The sequence below is a fragment of the Microcoleus sp. F4-D5 genome, assembly GCF_036704885.1.
Taxonomy (GTDB): domain Bacteria; phylum Cyanobacteriota; class Cyanobacteriia; order Cyanobacteriales; family Microcoleaceae; genus Microcoleus.
Genome location: NZ_JAUBSX010000005.1, coordinates 128,783 through 144,455, shown reverse-complemented (window position 1 = coordinate 144,455; position 15,673 = coordinate 128,783). Strand labels below are relative to the sequence as shown.

The window sequence follows — 15,673 nt, the reverse complement described above, 5'->3', positions numbered from 1 at the left end:
AGCGAAGAAGTTCAAAAAAATACTAGGGAGGAATGGGAAAATGGAAGAGGTTTTTAATGAGTTTGAAGAAGCTATACAAATCGGCTTAAAAAATAATATGCCGCGAGATGCTAAATTAATTACAATTGGGCAAATTTTATATGCTGTTACGCGCGATGAGCTGACAAATGAAGAAGGTTGGAAGCTTGAAGAGATGATGGGTGGCAGAAAACAGTGGGAAGAGGCACTTGAGTACAGCATTTTTGGCTATCCAGTAGATACAGAAATGCCATCTTTAGACAAACCTCTGGTAATTGCAGGCAAAACTTTTCATTCTCGCTTGATGACGGGGACGGGAAAATATCGCAGCATTGCAGAAATGCAGCAAAGTGTCAACGCTAGCAGGTGCGAAATTGTGACTGTAGCTGTGCGGCGAGTGCAAACAAATGCTCCGGGCCATGAAGGATTGGCAGAGGCTCTCGATTGGACTAAAATTTGGATGCTGCCAAATACTGCCGGTTGTCAAACTGCGGATGAGGCGATTAGAGTAGCTCGTTTGGGCAGGGAAATGGCGAAACTTTTAGGGCAAGAAGACAATAATTTTGTCAAATTAGAAGTGATTCCCGATGCTAAATATTTGCTGCCAGATCCGATCGGCACTTTGGAAGCTGCAGAACAATTAGTCAAAGAAGGTTTTGCCGTTTTGCCCTACATCAATGCCGATCCCCTGCTGGCAAAACGCCTAGAAGAAGTCGGTTGTGCGACAGTCATGCCTTTGGGTTCGCCCATCGGTTCGGGACAAGGCATCAACAATGCTGCCAACATTCAAATAATTATTGACACGGTAAATGTTCCTGTGGTAGTCGATGCGGGGATCGGAACGCCCAGCGAAGCAGCCCGAGCAATGGAAATGGGAGCCGATGCACTGTTGATTAATTCGGCGATCGCCAATGCCCAAAATTCCCCGGCAATGGCAAAAGCAATGGGAATGGCAGCAGAAGCGGGGCGGATCGCGTATTTAGCAGGAAGAATGCCGATCAAAGATTACGCGATCGCTTCTTCTCCGCAAACAGGCACTATCACCTCAAAATAAATTCCTCAATTTTTAACGCCGCTGTTATAGCGTTTTTTGGTAAAGTGATGGAAATCAAAATATAGAGGATTGCTGCCCATGCCTTATACTACCGAAGAAGACGGACGCCTCAACAACTTTGCCAAAGAGCCGAAGATGTACGGGGCAGAGCCTCCCAACAAGCGGCAGCAGCGGAACTACATCATCATGGGTATTGCAGCAGCCATGTTGGTCGCCGGTTTGGTATTTGTGGCTGCTTCTGTGTAAAAACTGGGCTGACACTCAAAGCTGCTTCAAATCGCAATTTTAAATAATCCTTCAGCAAACCATGTTTTCCCACCAATGGAAACATGGTTTTTGTGTTTCAATACAAGCAGGTAGTTCCGACAATCCTGAAGCGTGCCGAGCGAGCCGGAAAGCTAAATAAGACAAGCAGAAATTTGGTTTTTTCCTCTCTGCCGTCGGGTTCAGGGACTTGGGTTGCAATTAATCAGACGGATTGTCACAAACATAAATTTGCTAATTGAAAATCTACAATCCTTTGGTCATCACCGATGCGATTGACGGCCGTTCGGGCCGAGTTGCGAGTTATGAGCGATCGAGATTTGAACTCTACAATCTAAAATCTACAATCCAAAATCTATAATCTAAAATCTAAAATCGGCTGACCGTGATGTCTATTCCTTCCCAAAAAGTTTCTAGCTCGAACAAGCTGATCTACCAACGCTTGAAACAGGCGATCGACCTCAATTTACGCCGTCAAATTTTTATTGCCGCCTGCGACGACTTGTGGTTGCGGGACTGTCTGGCAGCCCGCTTGCAGACAGAATTAGCCTCAGAGAACGCAGGCTACCCGATCGACTACCCCCGATTTGTCAGTTTGGAACTAGACTTAAGCGATCCAAATCCTTGGGGTTCGATCGCCGCGTGGCTGACCCAACATCCACCGCCCCAAAACAGGGGCAGCTACAGCCCTTTACCGGGATTTCAAATTCTCGGGGCAGAACACCTGACCAGGCATTCAGCAGCCGTGCAGTGGTCGTTCCTGAGCTATTTGAGGGACATTGAAGCACACCTGCAAATGTGCGAGTCTACTGTGTTGCTGTGGGTGTCGCGGCCCTGGCTGAGTTCGATCGAGCACTCGGCCCCGGAATTTTGGCACTGGCGAACCGGAGTATTTGAGTTTGAAGGCGAACCAACTCCAGCTAAGGGAGACTTCGGGCACTTTGAGGACTTGGAGAACTCCGGAAACTTCCGAAACTTGCGGGACAAGGGAGACTCCGGCGACAAACTTTTAATATCTTCTTTGTCTGAACAATCCCCAATTCCCGATTCTCCATCTGCAATTCCCGATTCTCCATCTGCAATTCCCGATTCTCCATCTCCAATTCCCGATTCTCCATCTGCAATTCCCGATGCCCCATCTGCAATTCCCGATTCTCCATCTGCAATTCCCGATGCCCCATCTGCAATTCCCGATTCTCCATCTGCAATTCCCGATTCTCCATCTGCAATTCCCGATTCCCCGTCCGTAGAACTGGCAAATTTGGTGCTAGCAGCGGCCTCCTCCGAGGCATTGGAAGCAGAAAATAATGGCGCATCCGAGGACAACTTTCTGCCGCTGCAAACCCTGCAATACATCGAACTGCTGCAAGAACATCAGTGTTGTTCCGAAGCATTGGCTTTGGCTTATCACAGTTTGGGAAATTACTACCGCGATCGCATTCTGGGCGGAGACCATTCCCTGCAGAACCTGACAATCGCCATTCGCGCGATCGAACAAGCTATCGCGTACCTCGAACTTGACGCCAACTCGGAGCAAAATCAACCACCAACCGACGAATGCGCCCGGCTGATTTCGGAATTGACACAAAATTTAACTAAGTACGCCCAAGAGTCCAACAACCTACCGCCCATGGACGATCTGCTCAACGATCTCGGTACTCTCTACTGGATGCTGTCGCGGGATCGCACGCAGCTTAACGCCTCAGATCCGGTATCCTGCCTTGAACGCAGCATCGCCCTCTACCTTGAAGGTTTGAGGCGAACAAATGCCGAGACAGCACCCCAAACCCGCGTTAGATTAAACAAAAATTTGGGAATCGCCTCGGCGGATTTAGCCCGCTATCGAGACAAGACGGAGAACTTGCAGCAAGCAGTTGCAGCTTACCAACAAGCGCTGCTGGATCTAGACCCCGCCGTGGAACCCCAGCAGTACGCTGCAGCTCAGAATAATTTGGCGACAGCATACTGGAATTTAGCCCAAGATGGTGAGCCGATCGCATATCTCAAAAGCGCGATCGCAGCTTACGCCCAAGCCCTCTCCTGCTACAGTCCCGAACGAGAACCCCTCAACTATGCCGGAGTGCAAAACAACCTCGGTACGGCCTGCTGGAACCTCGCCCAGCACGAACCCTCAGAACCCCTGCTAGTCACGGCGATTGAGGCTTACCGCGAAGCATTGAAATACCGCACCCGAGAATTAGTACCCGCCGCCGCCGCCGCTACCTACAACAATCTCGGTACCGCTTATTGGCATTTGGCGAACCAGTTCCAGCAGAAAGACGCGCGGACGGAATCATTGCAGCAGGCGATTACCGCCTACGAAACCGCCCTGGATATCGCCGGAGAACTCGATCGCACCCAACTCACCTTTGACACCTTGGCCGCCCGCAACAATCTCGGGTTAGCGCACTATCAACTAGCCACAGACGCCGATTTCTCCGTCAACAAAGCCACACAGACAAGCCATCTAGAAGCAGCACTGCACCACCAGTTGCAAGTGTGCGTCGAATGGGGACAACATCTCAAGGACAAAGGGTTAACATATGGGGATAAACTCAACCTGCAAGCCCCGGCAAACTCCCAAGCTGCTGATTCCCGGCAAACAGCATTGAGCTATATTGTCAAAACGATTAGAGCTTTCTATAGTGAATGTGGGCTGCCCGGCCAAAATTTAGCCTTATCCAAAGTTCCTGGAGATTTATTGCCTGAAATCTTGCGTAGGTTATAAATATGGCTATAACTATTAAAAGCTCAATTTTTTCGAGATTTCTATCCAGTTTTCTATTATTATGGCTGAATATTCTTGCCTAATTCTTCAAGCAAAGTTGTGGTCATGGCCCCTGTAAAAATCCTTGTGGTTGATGACGACCCGGCAATCCGAAATTTAATTCAGCGTTTTTTGAGCCAGCAAGGTTATCAAGTTGAGTCTGGCGAGGACGGTCAGACTGGTCTGGAATTATTTGAGCAACTCAATCCTGACTTAGTAGTTCTAGATGTAAATTTACCCGATACTACTGGCTACAAACTGTGTCAAGAAATGCAAAGACGCACGGGCGTGTTTGTGTTGATGCTGACCAGCCGAACAGATGAAGCTGACAAAATGAAAGGGTTTGCCGAAGGTGCTGACGATTACATTACTAAACCTTTTAGTCTTGTAGAGATTGGAGCTCGCGTTGCAGCAATTTTAAAGCGCAAGCGTATTGTTACTCCCGCCGAACAACAAAGTCTTACGTTTGGACAGCTACTAATAGATCCGGTTCGCCGCGAGGTGATTCTCGGCAGTCAGATAGTTGCTTTGACTGCTTTAGAATTCGACCTGCTGTACTGTTTGGCCAGCAAACCCGGTCGCGTGTGGAGGCGATCGGAATTGCTGCATGAAGTGTGGGACTACGAGTATGTAGGAGCCGATCGCGTGGTGGATGTCCATATCGGTCAAATTCGCCGCAAAATTGAACCAGATGCCAATCAAATTTCGATGATTCAAACCGTCCGAGGGGTGGGTTACAAGTTTGAACCCACAACCTAGTAACATTCGGTATTCGGCAGCGGATATGAAGGCAGAAGGCTGTAGGCGCGGGTTCACCAATATCTCTGATTCACCTAGTCGATATTTGTCAACCCGCCCTCCCCACGCAATAATTCAGATCGATCGAGTATTTGATGACTGGTTCTGCAAATACTCCCGCACTTCTAGCGCACGCTCAAAACCCCTGCGCACGCAATCTCCCAAAGCCACGCCGCCAAAGTAGTTGCTGCACAAATACACCCCAGGCAAGGATTTTAAGCCCCGATCGATTTGTTGCAGGCGATCGAAATGGCCCAGATTGTACTGAGGAATTGCCCGCTTCCACAGCTTCACCGTTAAAACTTTTGGCTGTGGCACATCTGGTTTCAGCAAAATCCGAGACATATCTCGGTGTACCTCCCGAACGATTTGTTCTGAGTCGAGATTGCCAATTTCCGAGTCTGTTGCCCCACCGATGTAACTGGTGAGAGTTTGCCACCCAGCAGGCGCGCGATCGGGAAATAAACTCGATGTCCAAATCGTCCCGAGAGTCCGAATTCCCTGCCCCCTCGGAATTAAATTTCCAAAACCCACTAATTTACCCTTGACATCCGACTGCGGGTATGCTAATACAACGGAGGCAACCGTAGGATAAGTAAAAGCTTGTAAAGCGCTGCTAACTTGCGGTTCCAGAGGTTGCAACAAATCGGCTGTAACGTAAGCCGGCGTTGTCAAAACCACGGTGCGCGCCTCAACTTGTTGGGGCCCGTCGGACGTGGAAAATTCAGCAATATAAGTTTCGCGTTCTGTGCGCTGGAGGCGAGTCAATTGCCAGTTGAGTTTCACTCGATCGCCCAATTGAGCGGCGATCGCCTCTGGCAACGCCTTCAACCCCTGTTTAAACGAACCCAACTCCCCCGGCTTAGTTTTAGGAACATTCGGGTCTGCGGGCATTTTCTTCGGTCTTTTCCTAGCAGAAAGCAGCGCCCCCGCCACTAGCCCGCCACCGAGATCGGCCATCTTCGTTACCCGCCCAAAAGCCGCAGCCGCGCTAAGTTGTTGCGGATCTCCGGCATAAACCCCAGAAACAAAAGGTTCGACCAACCGCTGCATCACTTCCGTCCCCAGATGACGGCGGAAAAATTGAGAAACAGTTTCCTCGTTACCCTGCTGCGAAAGTCCAGCGCCCATTGCCGGCGGGACAAAACCCAAAGCCCCGAACAGCGCCCGCAGTTTCCCCGGAAAACTCAGCAACTGAGACTGAATCATCGCCGGTGGAGTCATCGGCACCGGTTGCAGCTTCCCCTGCCAATACACAAAACGAGGCAATTTGCGATCGGCCAAAATCAACTCCTGCTTCAATCCCACATCCACCGCCAACTTCATCAATTCTGGCGTCGGCGAAAAACTGTTCGGGCCCTCCTCCCAGAGAAACCCCCCCGCTATCACAGTTGTGATGTTCCCGCCCACACGTCCCTGACTCTCAGCGACTAAAATCTTCAGCGGCGGTGCACTCGTTGCTTCCGCCTCAAGTGCGTGCGCCAAACTCAAACCGCTAATACCTGCACCCACAACTAAGGTATCTAAAAGTTCCATATTACATAGAAAAATATCGCAATCTTTATGTTACATGGCTTTGCACGGCTTGCGTTCTTTGCTGGACGTACTGCAAAACCGCTTTCAGATTACCGAATTCGGAATCGGGAATTGGGAATGGGGAGTCGGGAATTGGTAGGCCCTCCCGCATTTTTCAACTATTCTTCTCGAAGGTTGCAGACTTACCTCTCTCCGTCTCCCCGCGTCGTCCCTCACCGTCTCCTTTAAGACGACGGAGTTACATTGTTGCTGTGCAGGTCTTGAGGAGATTGAAACAGAGTTTCGAGATAAACTCTAGCAGCTTGGCGGTAGCTGCGCGACGCTTCCGGCGTACCGCTGTCGGCATTCTGCAACAAAAACAGCGACAGGGCCGCGCAAAATACTCGGTCTAGATCCCATTCGGGATGGGTTTCGAGGTAAGTTTTGAGGGAATCGTGCAGCGTTTCGGGAATTTCGGCAAAAATACTGACTGTTGGGTTCATCATTTTTTTTAGTCTCGCTAATAAATTGAAAACAGAACCCCCCTTTCGGCCGGATACAGGTGCAGGCACAGCCGAAATCAGAGCGCTTTTTTTATGTCGGTCGCATCATTGTGCGCTATCAGGGGGTGGGTTTGTCAATGTTGCGAAATATTACAAAGTCCTTTATGTAAAAAAAAGATTTACGCAATAATGGGCTTTTCGACTCATTATTTGTTACATAACTTTATATTTTGGAGTTTTTATGAAGGATTTGGCAGCAGGTTAACGAAATCCCCAATTCTGCAGCAAGATCCGACCGTACCGTTAATTTCTGTGGAAAACTTCCTCAAATCTGTGGAAAACCTCAGACTTGCCTGTGGAAACGCTGTGGAATGTTTAGGTAAAAGTCAGGGAAAAAATAAGAATTGCAAAGGGGAGTAATGGGTAATCGGCAATCGGTGTTTGATTCCCGAAGGCGAAGGCCTTCCTCCCTGTGCGCTGTGCCCTGTGGTTTCTTCCTTCAAAAGTGCCACTCTGCGGCTTTTTGGCGGATGGTTTCGAGTTCTTGGGGCGGCATTTTGTCGAGGTTGGCTAAGATAAAGCTCATGCGACCGATCGATCCAAGTTTGTCCCGGTGGCGCGCGAGGAAGTCCCAGTAGAAGAAATTGAACGGACAGGCATTTTCGCCCGATCGCACAGTGCGATCGAACTTGCACCCCTGACAATAATCGCTCATTTTATTGATGTAATTGGCAGAAGCAGCGTAGGGTTTCGACGCCAACACACCGCCGTCAGCAAACAAACCCATGCCCAGCACATTAGTCTGCATTACCCAGTCGTAGGCATCAACAAACGCGCTGTGGAACCACTTTTCTAACTCCTGGGGCGAGATTCCCGCAATTAGACCAAAATTGCTCAAAATCATCAATCGCTGGATGTGGTGCGCGTAACCGCTACCTTCGACTTGAGTTAAAACTTGGCGCAAACAGTTCATATCAGTTTTGCTGGCGTCCCAAAAAAAATCCGGCAGCGGCTGAGTGTGGTTGAACCAATTCTTCTGAAAATAATCAGCATCCACGTAAAAATACACACCGCGAATGTATTCTCGCCAGCCGAGAATTTGGCGGATAAAACCTTCGACGCCGTTTAAATTTAAGTTTTTTTCTAGGTAGGCTGTTTCGGCAGCTTGAATAACTTCTAAAGGATGCAGCAAGCCAATATTGAGATAGGGAGAAATTAGGGAATGCCACATTGTTTCCTCTCCCGCGACCATCGCGTCTTGATAAGGGCCGAAAGCGGGTAGACGCTGTTCTATGAAATTATCTAATACTTGCAGTGCTTGCTCTCGCGTAACCGCCCAGCGAAAAGGTTCAATATTTCCGTAAGTTGGGAAAGATAGAGATTTAACTTGTGCGATAACTTCTTGAGTTACGGTGTCCGGTTCAAACCAAAGAGGTTTTGGTGTATTCAGTTTGCCTTTTGGCGGCTGGCGATTTTCTTTATCAAAATTCCACTTGCCTCCGACAGGTTTATTGCCGCCATCCATTAAAACTTGGAAACGCTGGCGGCTGGCTCGATAGAAGTCTTCCATTAACAAACGTTTGCGACTTGAAGCCCAATCTTGGAACTCGCTTTCTGTCCAGAGGAATTGATTGTTGGGAATCAGCGTTATCTTGCAGGGAAGTTGCAAGTTTTCAACAACCTGTAAAAAAGGTCGATCGTTCGGCACCATCACCCGTAATTCGGTAATATTCTGAGCTTGAACCCAAGCTTGGAGAGGTGTTTCAAAATCGCCAGATGTTGTGTAAGTGACTTGACAGCCGCCGCGCCGCAATTCTTCTGCAAAGTGCCGCATTGCCGACCAAATTAATACTAATTTTTGTCGGTGGTAGGGGCGCTGTTGAACGTGCTGCCGAGATTCAATTAAGATTACCGGTAGGGAAGATCGATCGTCAAGGCTGAGGTTAAGAGCAGCTTGTTTCTGCCAAAGTTGATCGCCTAGTATCCAAACGCCAACAGTCATTTTACTTTTTTTCCGTGAAACTTCTTTTTTATTTTTTATGAGGGCTGGTAGTCTGTTCAACAAACTTAGTTTGCTGAATAGACAACCAGCCCTGATATTTTTTCAGTTCTTCAAAGAACTTACTAGAGGATAACATTGATTTTGCAATATAGAAACACCGATCGGTAAATTTAAATTTTATGTTAGTATATCCTTCAGATATCAATATAATTCAAACATCAAAAACACTCAAGTGTTGATTTTTAAAATGATACAAAATAGAGGGTTGCCAACAGCTAACGCCAGTTTTTTTCACGAGCTGCGATCCGGGAAAATAATTAGCTTACCTCCAGACAGGAGTGCTTTCGGGGCAGCTTTTACCAGTTATTTAGGAAAAAGTAAATGTTCGATTACTTCACTGACTGGGACAATATCAAATGAGTGTAGCATATCGGTATCCGGAAGTAAGTAAATATCGCCTTGGATCGGCTGACGCGCGGGGAATTTTTGACGGGAAATGGCAATTCTGGGTGCAGAAGTGTCAGCGCCGACAACTTCGCCGCCGTGCTCTGCGATGAAGTGACCTCGGCTGCCATTGCCGCAGCCGAGGTTCAAAACTCGGAGTTTTCTCTGGCTTGCCTCTTGAATTGTCGCTAGCATTTCTAAAAGGGGAGATATCCAATCAGCGCGATGATATCTGGGACGGTTTTTTGTGTAATAATATCTATAATTGCTAGAGTTTTTTTTCGTCGATTAAGCTCTGGAGATTATTGCCGAGACCGCAAATTTACGTAGCATGGGTACACTGTTTGGGCCAATGTTCGCCATATTACGGTGGTGAGAGTCGATCGGCGACTCGATCGTCTGATTCTTTTTGTTTGACAGGTGAATTATTGTCACCGACTCAATCGGAGGTCAAAAGAAATCTTTCACAGAGTGCAAAATCTCGAATCGCCCATCTCGGGCCCATCTCTCGAAGGCATTCGGAAAGAAAAAGTCCGATCGACCAAGGACGATCTCCTGACACTAGCCGGATACAGAACTTTTTGCCTCTTACCTTCGGGCCCAAGCGTGCATCCCTGCGATTTTACCTTCAACCAACTACCGTCTGTAAACCCGAGGCTTTTTTGCAGCCTGACAGATGTTGCGCCAGGGCGATCGGGTGCAAGTTGAGCCGACAATTGAGATAAAATTGTGACCTAAATCACAGATATTTGCCCAACAAATTGCTAGCCATCTTTAATTCAAGACACTTAGAATCGAGATTATTACAGTGGCTTCTATAATTGTGTTTAACTGTTGTTCTGAAGCTGTGTTGTCCTCTCAGCAGAGCAGCCGGGACAGATTCGCTAGTCGGTCTGGTTTATCGCACTATGGTCGCTGTTGGGTGTTGCACCTTAATTTAGATACGTCCTATGGTTAAGTTAGGTCAATCCTCCTTTCGCCGTATTTTACTGTCGCGGATTTTGTTGCTCAGCGTACCTGTTCTACTGGTGGGGGAGTATGTTACCTATCGCAAGGCACGCTCGACGCTTCTGGAAACTGCTCGTCAAAACTTGACAGAAAGTGCCGTCAGAAAAGCAGAAACTATTGAACAGTGGGCGAAATCGCTGAAGTCAAATCTGATCGGCGCTTCGGAAAACTCGATGTTGCAGTCTGTAGAGCCGAAGGATTATCAAAAGTTTATCGCGCAATTAGGGCAGCGGTTGCCAGCGCAGGTTGATTGCTTGCAATTGACTAATTTAAAAACAAATCAAGTGATAGCAAGCACTTGCGGGCAGCAGCCCATTCAGTCGCTGCCTGCCAAATTTTGGCCGCAAGTGCAGCAACAGCAAACGCTGCTGGACGACAAGAGCGTTTACATCAGTCTGTCGTGGCCTGTGCAGCCAGAGGGGAAAGCAAACGACAAAAAGCTGGCTTTGGGTGCTGAAGATTTTCCCGAGGCGGGTAAAGAAAGCCGCGACAGCCAAGTGAGTTTGGTGTTGAGCGCTCCAGTTTACATTCGTCGGGGCAACAGCAGGCAGTTGAGTTATGCTTTAAGTTTGCAGTCAGCCCTGCCAGTGCAAACCAGCGCTCCCAAGGGCTCTCTAGCCGGCTATACGGTGGCGATCGACCAAGATGGGACGATTTTGGCGCACCCGAATATCAATCGCGTGGGCCGCAATATTGACCAAGAGGCAGATGCCGCTCGACTAAAAAGTATTGTCAGAAGGGCGATCGCCGGCGGACAAGCTTTTCTCCACCTATTTTCCTTTGAAAGAAATGGTATAGAGTTGCTAGCAGGATACGCTGCTATCCCGAGTCCTTCAACTAAACAGGAGAACAGCAAGTGGATTATTTTAGCTGTCTCTCGTTTAGATTACGCTCTGTCAGGTTTGGAAGAAATTCAGCAAGTTTTATTTAATTTAATTGTAGGTTTGGTTGCTGCTAGTATCATCGCAACTTTATATCTTTCTCGCGACTTGGCGCGTCCTTTGGAAAAACTGAGAGATTACGCGCTGAAAGTAGATACAGAAGCGCCGCAGGCAGTGCCCCAAAATTTCCAAATTCGGGAATTCAATCAACTATCAGAAGCACTCAATAGCATGGTGCAGCGCCTCAGATCCTGGGCTGAAGAATTGGAAGTCGCAACCAAGGAAGCGCAAGTGGCCAATCAGTTAAAAAATGAATTTTTGGGCAATATTTCTCATGAATTGAGAACGCCGCTCAACGGGATTATTGGTTTTATTCAAATTGTTCGGGACGGCTACTGCGATGACCGAGATGAAGAGATGGAGTTCTTGCAGCGTGCCCACGACTCGTCAATGCAATTGCTCAATATTATTAATGATATTTTGGACATTGCTAAGATAGAAGCAGGCACGTTCTCCATGATATTAGAAGTAGTTGATATTACCCAGGTACTGGAAGACGCGATTGATTTGCAGGCAGCTCAAATTCAAGAAAAAGGTTTGAAGTTAAGTTTGCCCGAACCTCACGATCCGATTATTGTTCATGCCGATCCGGAGAAGCTCAAACAGGTGTTTTTAAACGTTTTGAGCAATGCCGTTAAGTTTACAGAGTCGGGCAGTATTAAGATATCTGTGCGGATAGAATCGAGGAATAATTCTGCTAGCTTTAACGGCAGTGCGGAAATTACGAACGGCCCCAGCGGTCAAAACGATTGGGTGGTGGTGACAATTAAAGATACGGGAATTGGTATCGATCCCGAGCAGCAGCAGAAATTGTTTCAACCTTTTGTGATGGCTGATGGTTCTACAACTCGCAGGTTTGGCGGTAACGGTTTGGGCTTGGCTATCTCCCGAAGGATAATGGAATCTATGATCGGAAGCATTACCCTGCACAGCGCGGGTGTTAATCAAGGTACTACGGTGATGATTTCTTTGCCTGTCAATCAGCAGTCAAGTTTTTATTTTCAGAGCGAGGACTTAGTAAAGGAAAAAAGTTGAGGAGTGATTTTCCCAATCTAAAATCTAAAATCTAAAATGGTATTAGGGGCTGTCCGCCGAGTTCGAGGGATTTGCTCAAAGCGCTGAGAATGCGGATTAATTCGACGGAGGCGGAGCCGGAAGAGGTAGGGCAGGGCGTATTTGTTTGCACGCAGTTGAGGAAGCGATCGCACACTTGACGCAGCGGTTCTACTTCTTCTAAACTCAACACTTCGCGACCTTTGAGGCTAGTAGTTTTCTGCGGTGCGACCCTCTTCGTTGGTGCAGCCCCCGTAGGGGCGGGGTTCGCTAACGCACTTTCAAAAGAGTTATGCTCTTCGCCCCGGTCATTGTGATTGCCGCGCTGCAAAATCAGGGGAGTTTCTGGCGACATTTCGTCAAAAATCAAGGTTCCCAAACTGCCAACAACTGTTAAGCGCCTTTGTTTGTCTGGATTGAGCCAGCACAGGTGAATAAATGCTTGAAATCCGTCGGGATAGGTGAGCGTTACCCAAACTAAATCTGCTAGTCCTTCTGCTGGATTAACCGTCAGCAGTGAAGGAGCAAATTGATTTTCTATTTCTGTTGTTGCTTCTTTATTTATTCCTGATTCCTTCTTCCCTCTTCCTGATTCCTTCGGAAATACAGTGCCGATCGCGCTTACTTGAATTGGAGTTTGTTCCAGCCAAGTATTGAAAATAGCGATATCGTGAACGGCCAAGTCCCAAAGGGCATCAACGTCATGGCGCACGGGTTCAAAATGCGTGCGCTGGGCGTAACCGTAGCGCAATTTTCCGAGTTGATGCTGTTGAATAATTGTTTGGCCTCGATCGACTGCTGGATGAAACAGATAAGTGTGGTCAACGAAGAGTTGCCGCTGCTTTTTTTCGGCTAATTGACAGAGTTCTATTGCTTCAGTCAGGTTGAGGGCGAGGGGTTTTTCTGCTAAGACGTGGTAGCCTTGTTCCAGCGCTGCTGCTGCGAGGGTGTAGTGTGTGGAAGCAGGAGTGGCGATCGCCACAGCTTCCAGTCCCGGCAATGCTTGCACTTGAGACCAATCGGTAGCTAGAATCACCGAGGCATCGAGATTAAACTGTTTTTGGACGGCCGCCAATGAATCTCGATTCGGGTCTACGACCGCTAAAACTTGGCTGTTGGGATGTTGGAGAAAGTTGCGAATTAGGTTAACTCCCCAGCGGCCTGCACCCAATACAGCTATTCCGATTTTCATTGATTATAATTTCAAAAATCGCACAGTAATTATAGCATATTTTGTTATTATTATCTATGTTTTAATTCAAAAAAATCACTGTTGAGTGTTGGCAGTAGTTATTGGTTATTGCTTGTGGGTAAGCTGCTACGCATTTAAATTGAATCCAGATCCGGACTTTCGTGCCCGTTCCACAATAATTGTAGAAAAATTGACTTTCAAATTAGATGCACAACAGCTTAGCCGCTAACCAATAACCAATAACTGATAATACCTGTCAACTGTCAACTGTCAACTGTCAACTGACTACCAACTAATTTATTGAAAGCTGCCTGAGCCGCTGCTTGTTCCGCCGCTTTGATCGATCGACCTTTTCCCTCTGCTACCAACTTTCCCTGAATGAGAACTTCTGCTGTAAAACGATCTTCCCCGCCCTGCACTGTCCCGGTTTCTTGCACGCTATATTTGGGCAAAGTTTTGTATTTCCCTTGAGTCAATTCTTGGAGAGCAGCTTTGTAGTTTTGGCGGGCCGGATCGCTGCGGATTTCTGCGGCTAGGCGTTGAAAGTGAGAATCTAGCCAAGGGCGAATTAATTCTAAGCTCTGGGTACTCAAATAAAGCGCAGCCAGTACCGCTTCCAAAGCATCGGCCAGTCGGGGTTCAGCGCCTGTTTTGTCCGAGGCGGCGCTGCTGGAAACAATTAAATAGCGATCGAACCCGTAACTTTCAGCGATTTTAGCAAGAATGCGATCGCTCACCAAGATCGATCGAATAGCAGCAAATTCCCCCACTGTACAGTCGGGATAAATCTCAAACAACAATTCCGAAGCCGTCAGCCGCACGACTGCATCGCCGACAAACTCTAGTTGCTCGTAATTTGCCTTAGCTGACGCGCTCGCATGAGTCAAAGCTAAATCGAGGAGATGCCATTTTATCCCAGCATTCTTTGGCAGTCCCAATTTTTGAATAAATGTTTCAAGTTGCTTTTGGCGACCCGGATAAATCATACAATTTTAGATTTTAGATTTTAGATTTTAGATTTTAGATTTGGGAATAACTCGTGAATCTCCGGGTTGGAAGCTTGTCAAAAGTTGCATTCTTTTTTGAAATCGATCTCAAATTCATATTTTAACAAAAAAATTTATTGAAAAACTCAATATTTCTCCTGGTGCTTGTGGCGAACCTTACCTAAAATAAGGCAGGTCGAAAAGATTTGTCGGCCTTATTCCCAAGCGGGAATTTTACAGTCCCGGACAGACCGACTCTACCTGTAGGGCGATGCACACCGCATCTTACAACTACAGATAGTTTAAAAAATGATTCCTTGCGTAAGTCCTATTTTAATTAAATTGAGGGGGGAAAAAGTCGGACATAAGCCGGGTTCTGTTCTCTCAACTGCAAGCAGTTTTCGAGGGCAGTTATCTATCTGGGACGCCTGTTACCAGACGCCTCAAGCGGTACCAAAAAACGGAACTGGTAAAAAACCAACCATAGTCCCTCCGACCTTGCTCCCAACTGGGGTTTACCGAGCCAGCACCTCTCGATGCTGCTGGTGCGCTCTTACCGCACCTTTGCACCCTTACCCCCTAAAATTTTGCGATTTTCGATGCTCGATTTTTGATGCAATCTCAAATCTCAAATCTCAAATCGGGGGGCGGTATCTTTCTGTGGCACTATCCTCACGATCGCTCGCACTGGGCGTTACCCAGCAAGTTTGGTTTTTCGGGAGCCCGGACTTTCCTCAGACAAGCTTTCGCTAATCCGCAACCGCCTGCGCCTACTTTTTCCCCAGATTTATTGTAAGCGATCGTTCGTCAATCAATTTGGGATTTTAGATTTACGATTTTAAGTTGTCGTCCACTTAATTTTGACATTTGTGTTTATTCAAACTCTTGTACGGGGGGTGGGAAAGCCCGCCCAACTATTAAATTTCAATGCAAATCTCGTTAAATCCGCTCATATCAAATCCGGTAGCATCGGAATTAATATTACCCGAAATCAGGACACGGTACGGCGCCGTGTCCTCTATATCATTCCAGCGCAGCCGGAATTGATATCACGGATGAATCTGGAAACTTAAAATTTTTGGATCTATGACACGGCTTCAACTACGGGCAGGAAACAGGAAACCTTTG

General features: G+C 47.5%; 12 protein-coding genes and 1 other RNA gene. 5 read left to right on the top strand and 8 right to left on the bottom strand.

Annotated elements, in window-relative coordinates; translation table 11 throughout:
- The first annotated feature begins 265 nt into the window (after positions 1-265).
- From QUA80_RS04285 to QUA80_RS04270, 4 genes are all read left to right on the top strand, one after another.
- Entirely contained in the window at positions 266-1,072 is an 807-nt protein-coding gene (locus tag QUA80_RS04285) for a thiazole synthase (protein WP_333421777.1), read from the top strand.
- A 78-nt stretch (positions 1,073-1,150) separates the two neighbouring features.
- Complete coding sequence (psb34, locus tag QUA80_RS04280; protein WP_333421729.1) at positions 1,151-1,318, top strand: photosystem II assembly protein Psb34; 168 nt, start codon at positions 1,151-1,153, stop codon at positions 1,316-1,318.
- A 406-nt stretch (positions 1,319-1,724) separates the two neighbouring features.
- On the top strand, positions 1,725-4,064 hold the full coding sequence (locus tag QUA80_RS04275; protein ID WP_333421728.1) for a hypothetical protein: 2,340 nt from the start codon (positions 1,725-1,727) through the stop codon (positions 4,062-4,064).
- Positions 4,065-4,169: 105 nt separating this feature from the next.
- Positions 4,170-4,862: a response regulator transcription factor gene (locus tag QUA80_RS04270; protein WP_333421726.1), complete on the top strand. Its 693-nt coding sequence runs from the start codon at positions 4,170-4,172 to the stop codon at positions 4,860-4,862.
- 114 nt (positions 4,863-4,976) lie between these two features.
- Here the strand turns inward: QUA80_RS04270 and hemG are convergent, their stop codons facing one another.
- The 5 genes from hemG to QUA80_RS04245 all read right to left on the bottom strand — a co-directional run bounded on the left by hemG (position 4,977) and on the right by QUA80_RS04245 (position 9,560).
- Positions 4,977-6,437 carry a protoporphyrinogen oxidase gene (hemG, locus tag QUA80_RS04265; RefSeq protein ID WP_333421724.1) on the bottom strand — a complete coding sequence of 487 codons (1,461 nt, stop codon included), beginning with the start codon at positions 6,435-6,437 and terminating at the stop codon, positions 4,977-4,979.
- Between the two features lie 25 nt (positions 6,438-6,462).
- Positions 6,463-6,588 (bottom strand): hypothetical protein, encoded by a 126-nt coding sequence (locus QUA80_RS04260; RefSeq protein ID WP_333421722.1) that lies wholly within the window; start codon positions 6,586-6,588, stop codon positions 6,463-6,465.
- Between the two features lie 73 nt (positions 6,589-6,661).
- Positions 6,662-6,919, bottom strand: a complete 258-nt coding sequence (locus QUA80_RS04255; RefSeq protein WP_050813024.1) for a DUF2811 domain-containing protein — start codon at positions 6,917-6,919, stop codon at positions 6,662-6,664.
- 499 nt (positions 6,920-7,418) lie between these two features.
- A complete protein-coding gene (locus QUA80_RS04250) occupies positions 7,419-8,921 on the bottom strand; it encodes a cryptochrome/photolyase family protein (protein ID WP_333421720.1) in 1,503 nt (500 codons plus the stop codon).
- A 363-nt stretch (positions 8,922-9,284) separates the two neighbouring features.
- On the bottom strand, positions 9,285-9,560 hold the full coding sequence (locus tag QUA80_RS04245) for a class I SAM-dependent methyltransferase (protein ID WP_333421718.1): 276 nt from the start codon (positions 9,558-9,560) through the stop codon (positions 9,285-9,287).
- Between the two features lie 755 nt (positions 9,561-10,315).
- Here QUA80_RS04245 and QUA80_RS04240 point away from each other — a divergent pair.
- Positions 10,316-12,349: an ATP-binding protein gene (locus QUA80_RS04240; RefSeq protein ID WP_333421716.1), complete on the top strand. Its 2,034-nt coding sequence runs from the start codon at positions 10,316-10,318 to the stop codon at positions 12,347-12,349.
- Positions 12,350-12,380: 31 nt separating this feature from the next.
- Here the strand turns inward: QUA80_RS04240 and QUA80_RS04235 are convergent, their stop codons facing one another.
- The 3 genes from QUA80_RS04235 to rnpB all read right to left on the bottom strand — a co-directional run bounded on the left by QUA80_RS04235 (position 12,381) and on the right by rnpB (position 15,322).
- On the bottom strand, positions 12,381-13,559 hold the full coding sequence (locus QUA80_RS04235) for a Gfo/Idh/MocA family oxidoreductase (RefSeq protein WP_333421714.1): 1,179 nt from the start codon (positions 13,557-13,559) through the stop codon (positions 12,381-12,383).
- A gap of 263 nt (positions 13,560-13,822) precedes the next feature.
- Positions 13,823-14,545 (bottom strand): ribonuclease III, encoded by a 723-nt coding sequence (gene rnc / locus QUA80_RS04230; protein WP_333421712.1) that lies wholly within the window; start codon positions 14,543-14,545, stop codon positions 13,823-13,825.
- A gap of 350 nt (positions 14,546-14,895) precedes the next feature.
- Positions 14,896-15,322: RNase P RNA component class A (rnpB, locus tag QUA80_RS04225), an RNA gene on the bottom strand.
- Between the last annotated feature and the right edge of the window lie 351 nt (positions 15,323-15,673).

Excerpts from the sequence above, each read along its gene's own strand:
- QUA80_RS04250 (WP_333421720.1), bottom strand. The coding sequence starts at position 8,921 with ATGACTGTTGGCGTTTGGATACTAGGCGATCAACTTTGGCAGAAACAA.
- QUA80_RS04235 (WP_333421714.1), bottom strand. The coding sequence starts at position 13,559 with ATGAAAATCGGAATAGCTGTATTGGGTGCAGGCCGCTGGGGAGTTAAC.
- QUA80_RS04260 (WP_333421722.1), bottom strand. The coding sequence starts at position 6,588 with ATGCGGGAGGGCCTACCAATTCCCGACTCCCCATTCCCAATTCCCGAT.
- QUA80_RS04255 (WP_050813024.1), bottom strand. The coding sequence starts at position 6,919 with ATGAACCCAACAGTCAGTATTTTTGCCGAAATTCCCGAAACGCTGCAC.
- QUA80_RS04285 (WP_333421777.1), top strand. The coding sequence starts at position 266 with ATGCCATCTTTAGACAAACCTCTGGTAATTGCAGGCAAAACTTTTCAT.
- QUA80_RS04275 (WP_333421728.1), top strand. The coding sequence starts at position 1,725 with ATGTCTATTCCTTCCCAAAAAGTTTCTAGCTCGAACAAGCTGATCTAC.
- QUA80_RS04270 (WP_333421726.1), top strand. The coding sequence starts at position 4,170 with ATGGCCCCTGTAAAAATCCTTGTGGTTGATGACGACCCGGCAATCCGA.
- QUA80_RS04240 (WP_333421716.1), top strand. The coding sequence starts at position 10,316 with ATGGTTAAGTTAGGTCAATCCTCCTTTCGCCGTATTTTACTGTCGCGG.
- QUA80_RS04245 (WP_333421718.1), bottom strand. The coding sequence starts at position 9,560 with ATGCTAGCGACAATTCAAGAGGCAAGCCAGAGAAAACTCCGAGTTTTG.
- hemG (WP_333421724.1), bottom strand. The coding sequence starts at position 6,437 with ATGGAACTTTTAGATACCTTAGTTGTGGGTGCAGGTATTAGCGGTTTG.
- rnc (WP_333421712.1), bottom strand. The coding sequence starts at position 14,545 with ATGATTTATCCGGGTCGCCAAAAGCAACTTGAAACATTTATTCAAAAA.
- psb34 (WP_333421729.1), top strand. The coding sequence starts at position 1,151 with ATGCCTTATACTACCGAAGAAGACGGACGCCTCAACAACTTTGCCAAA.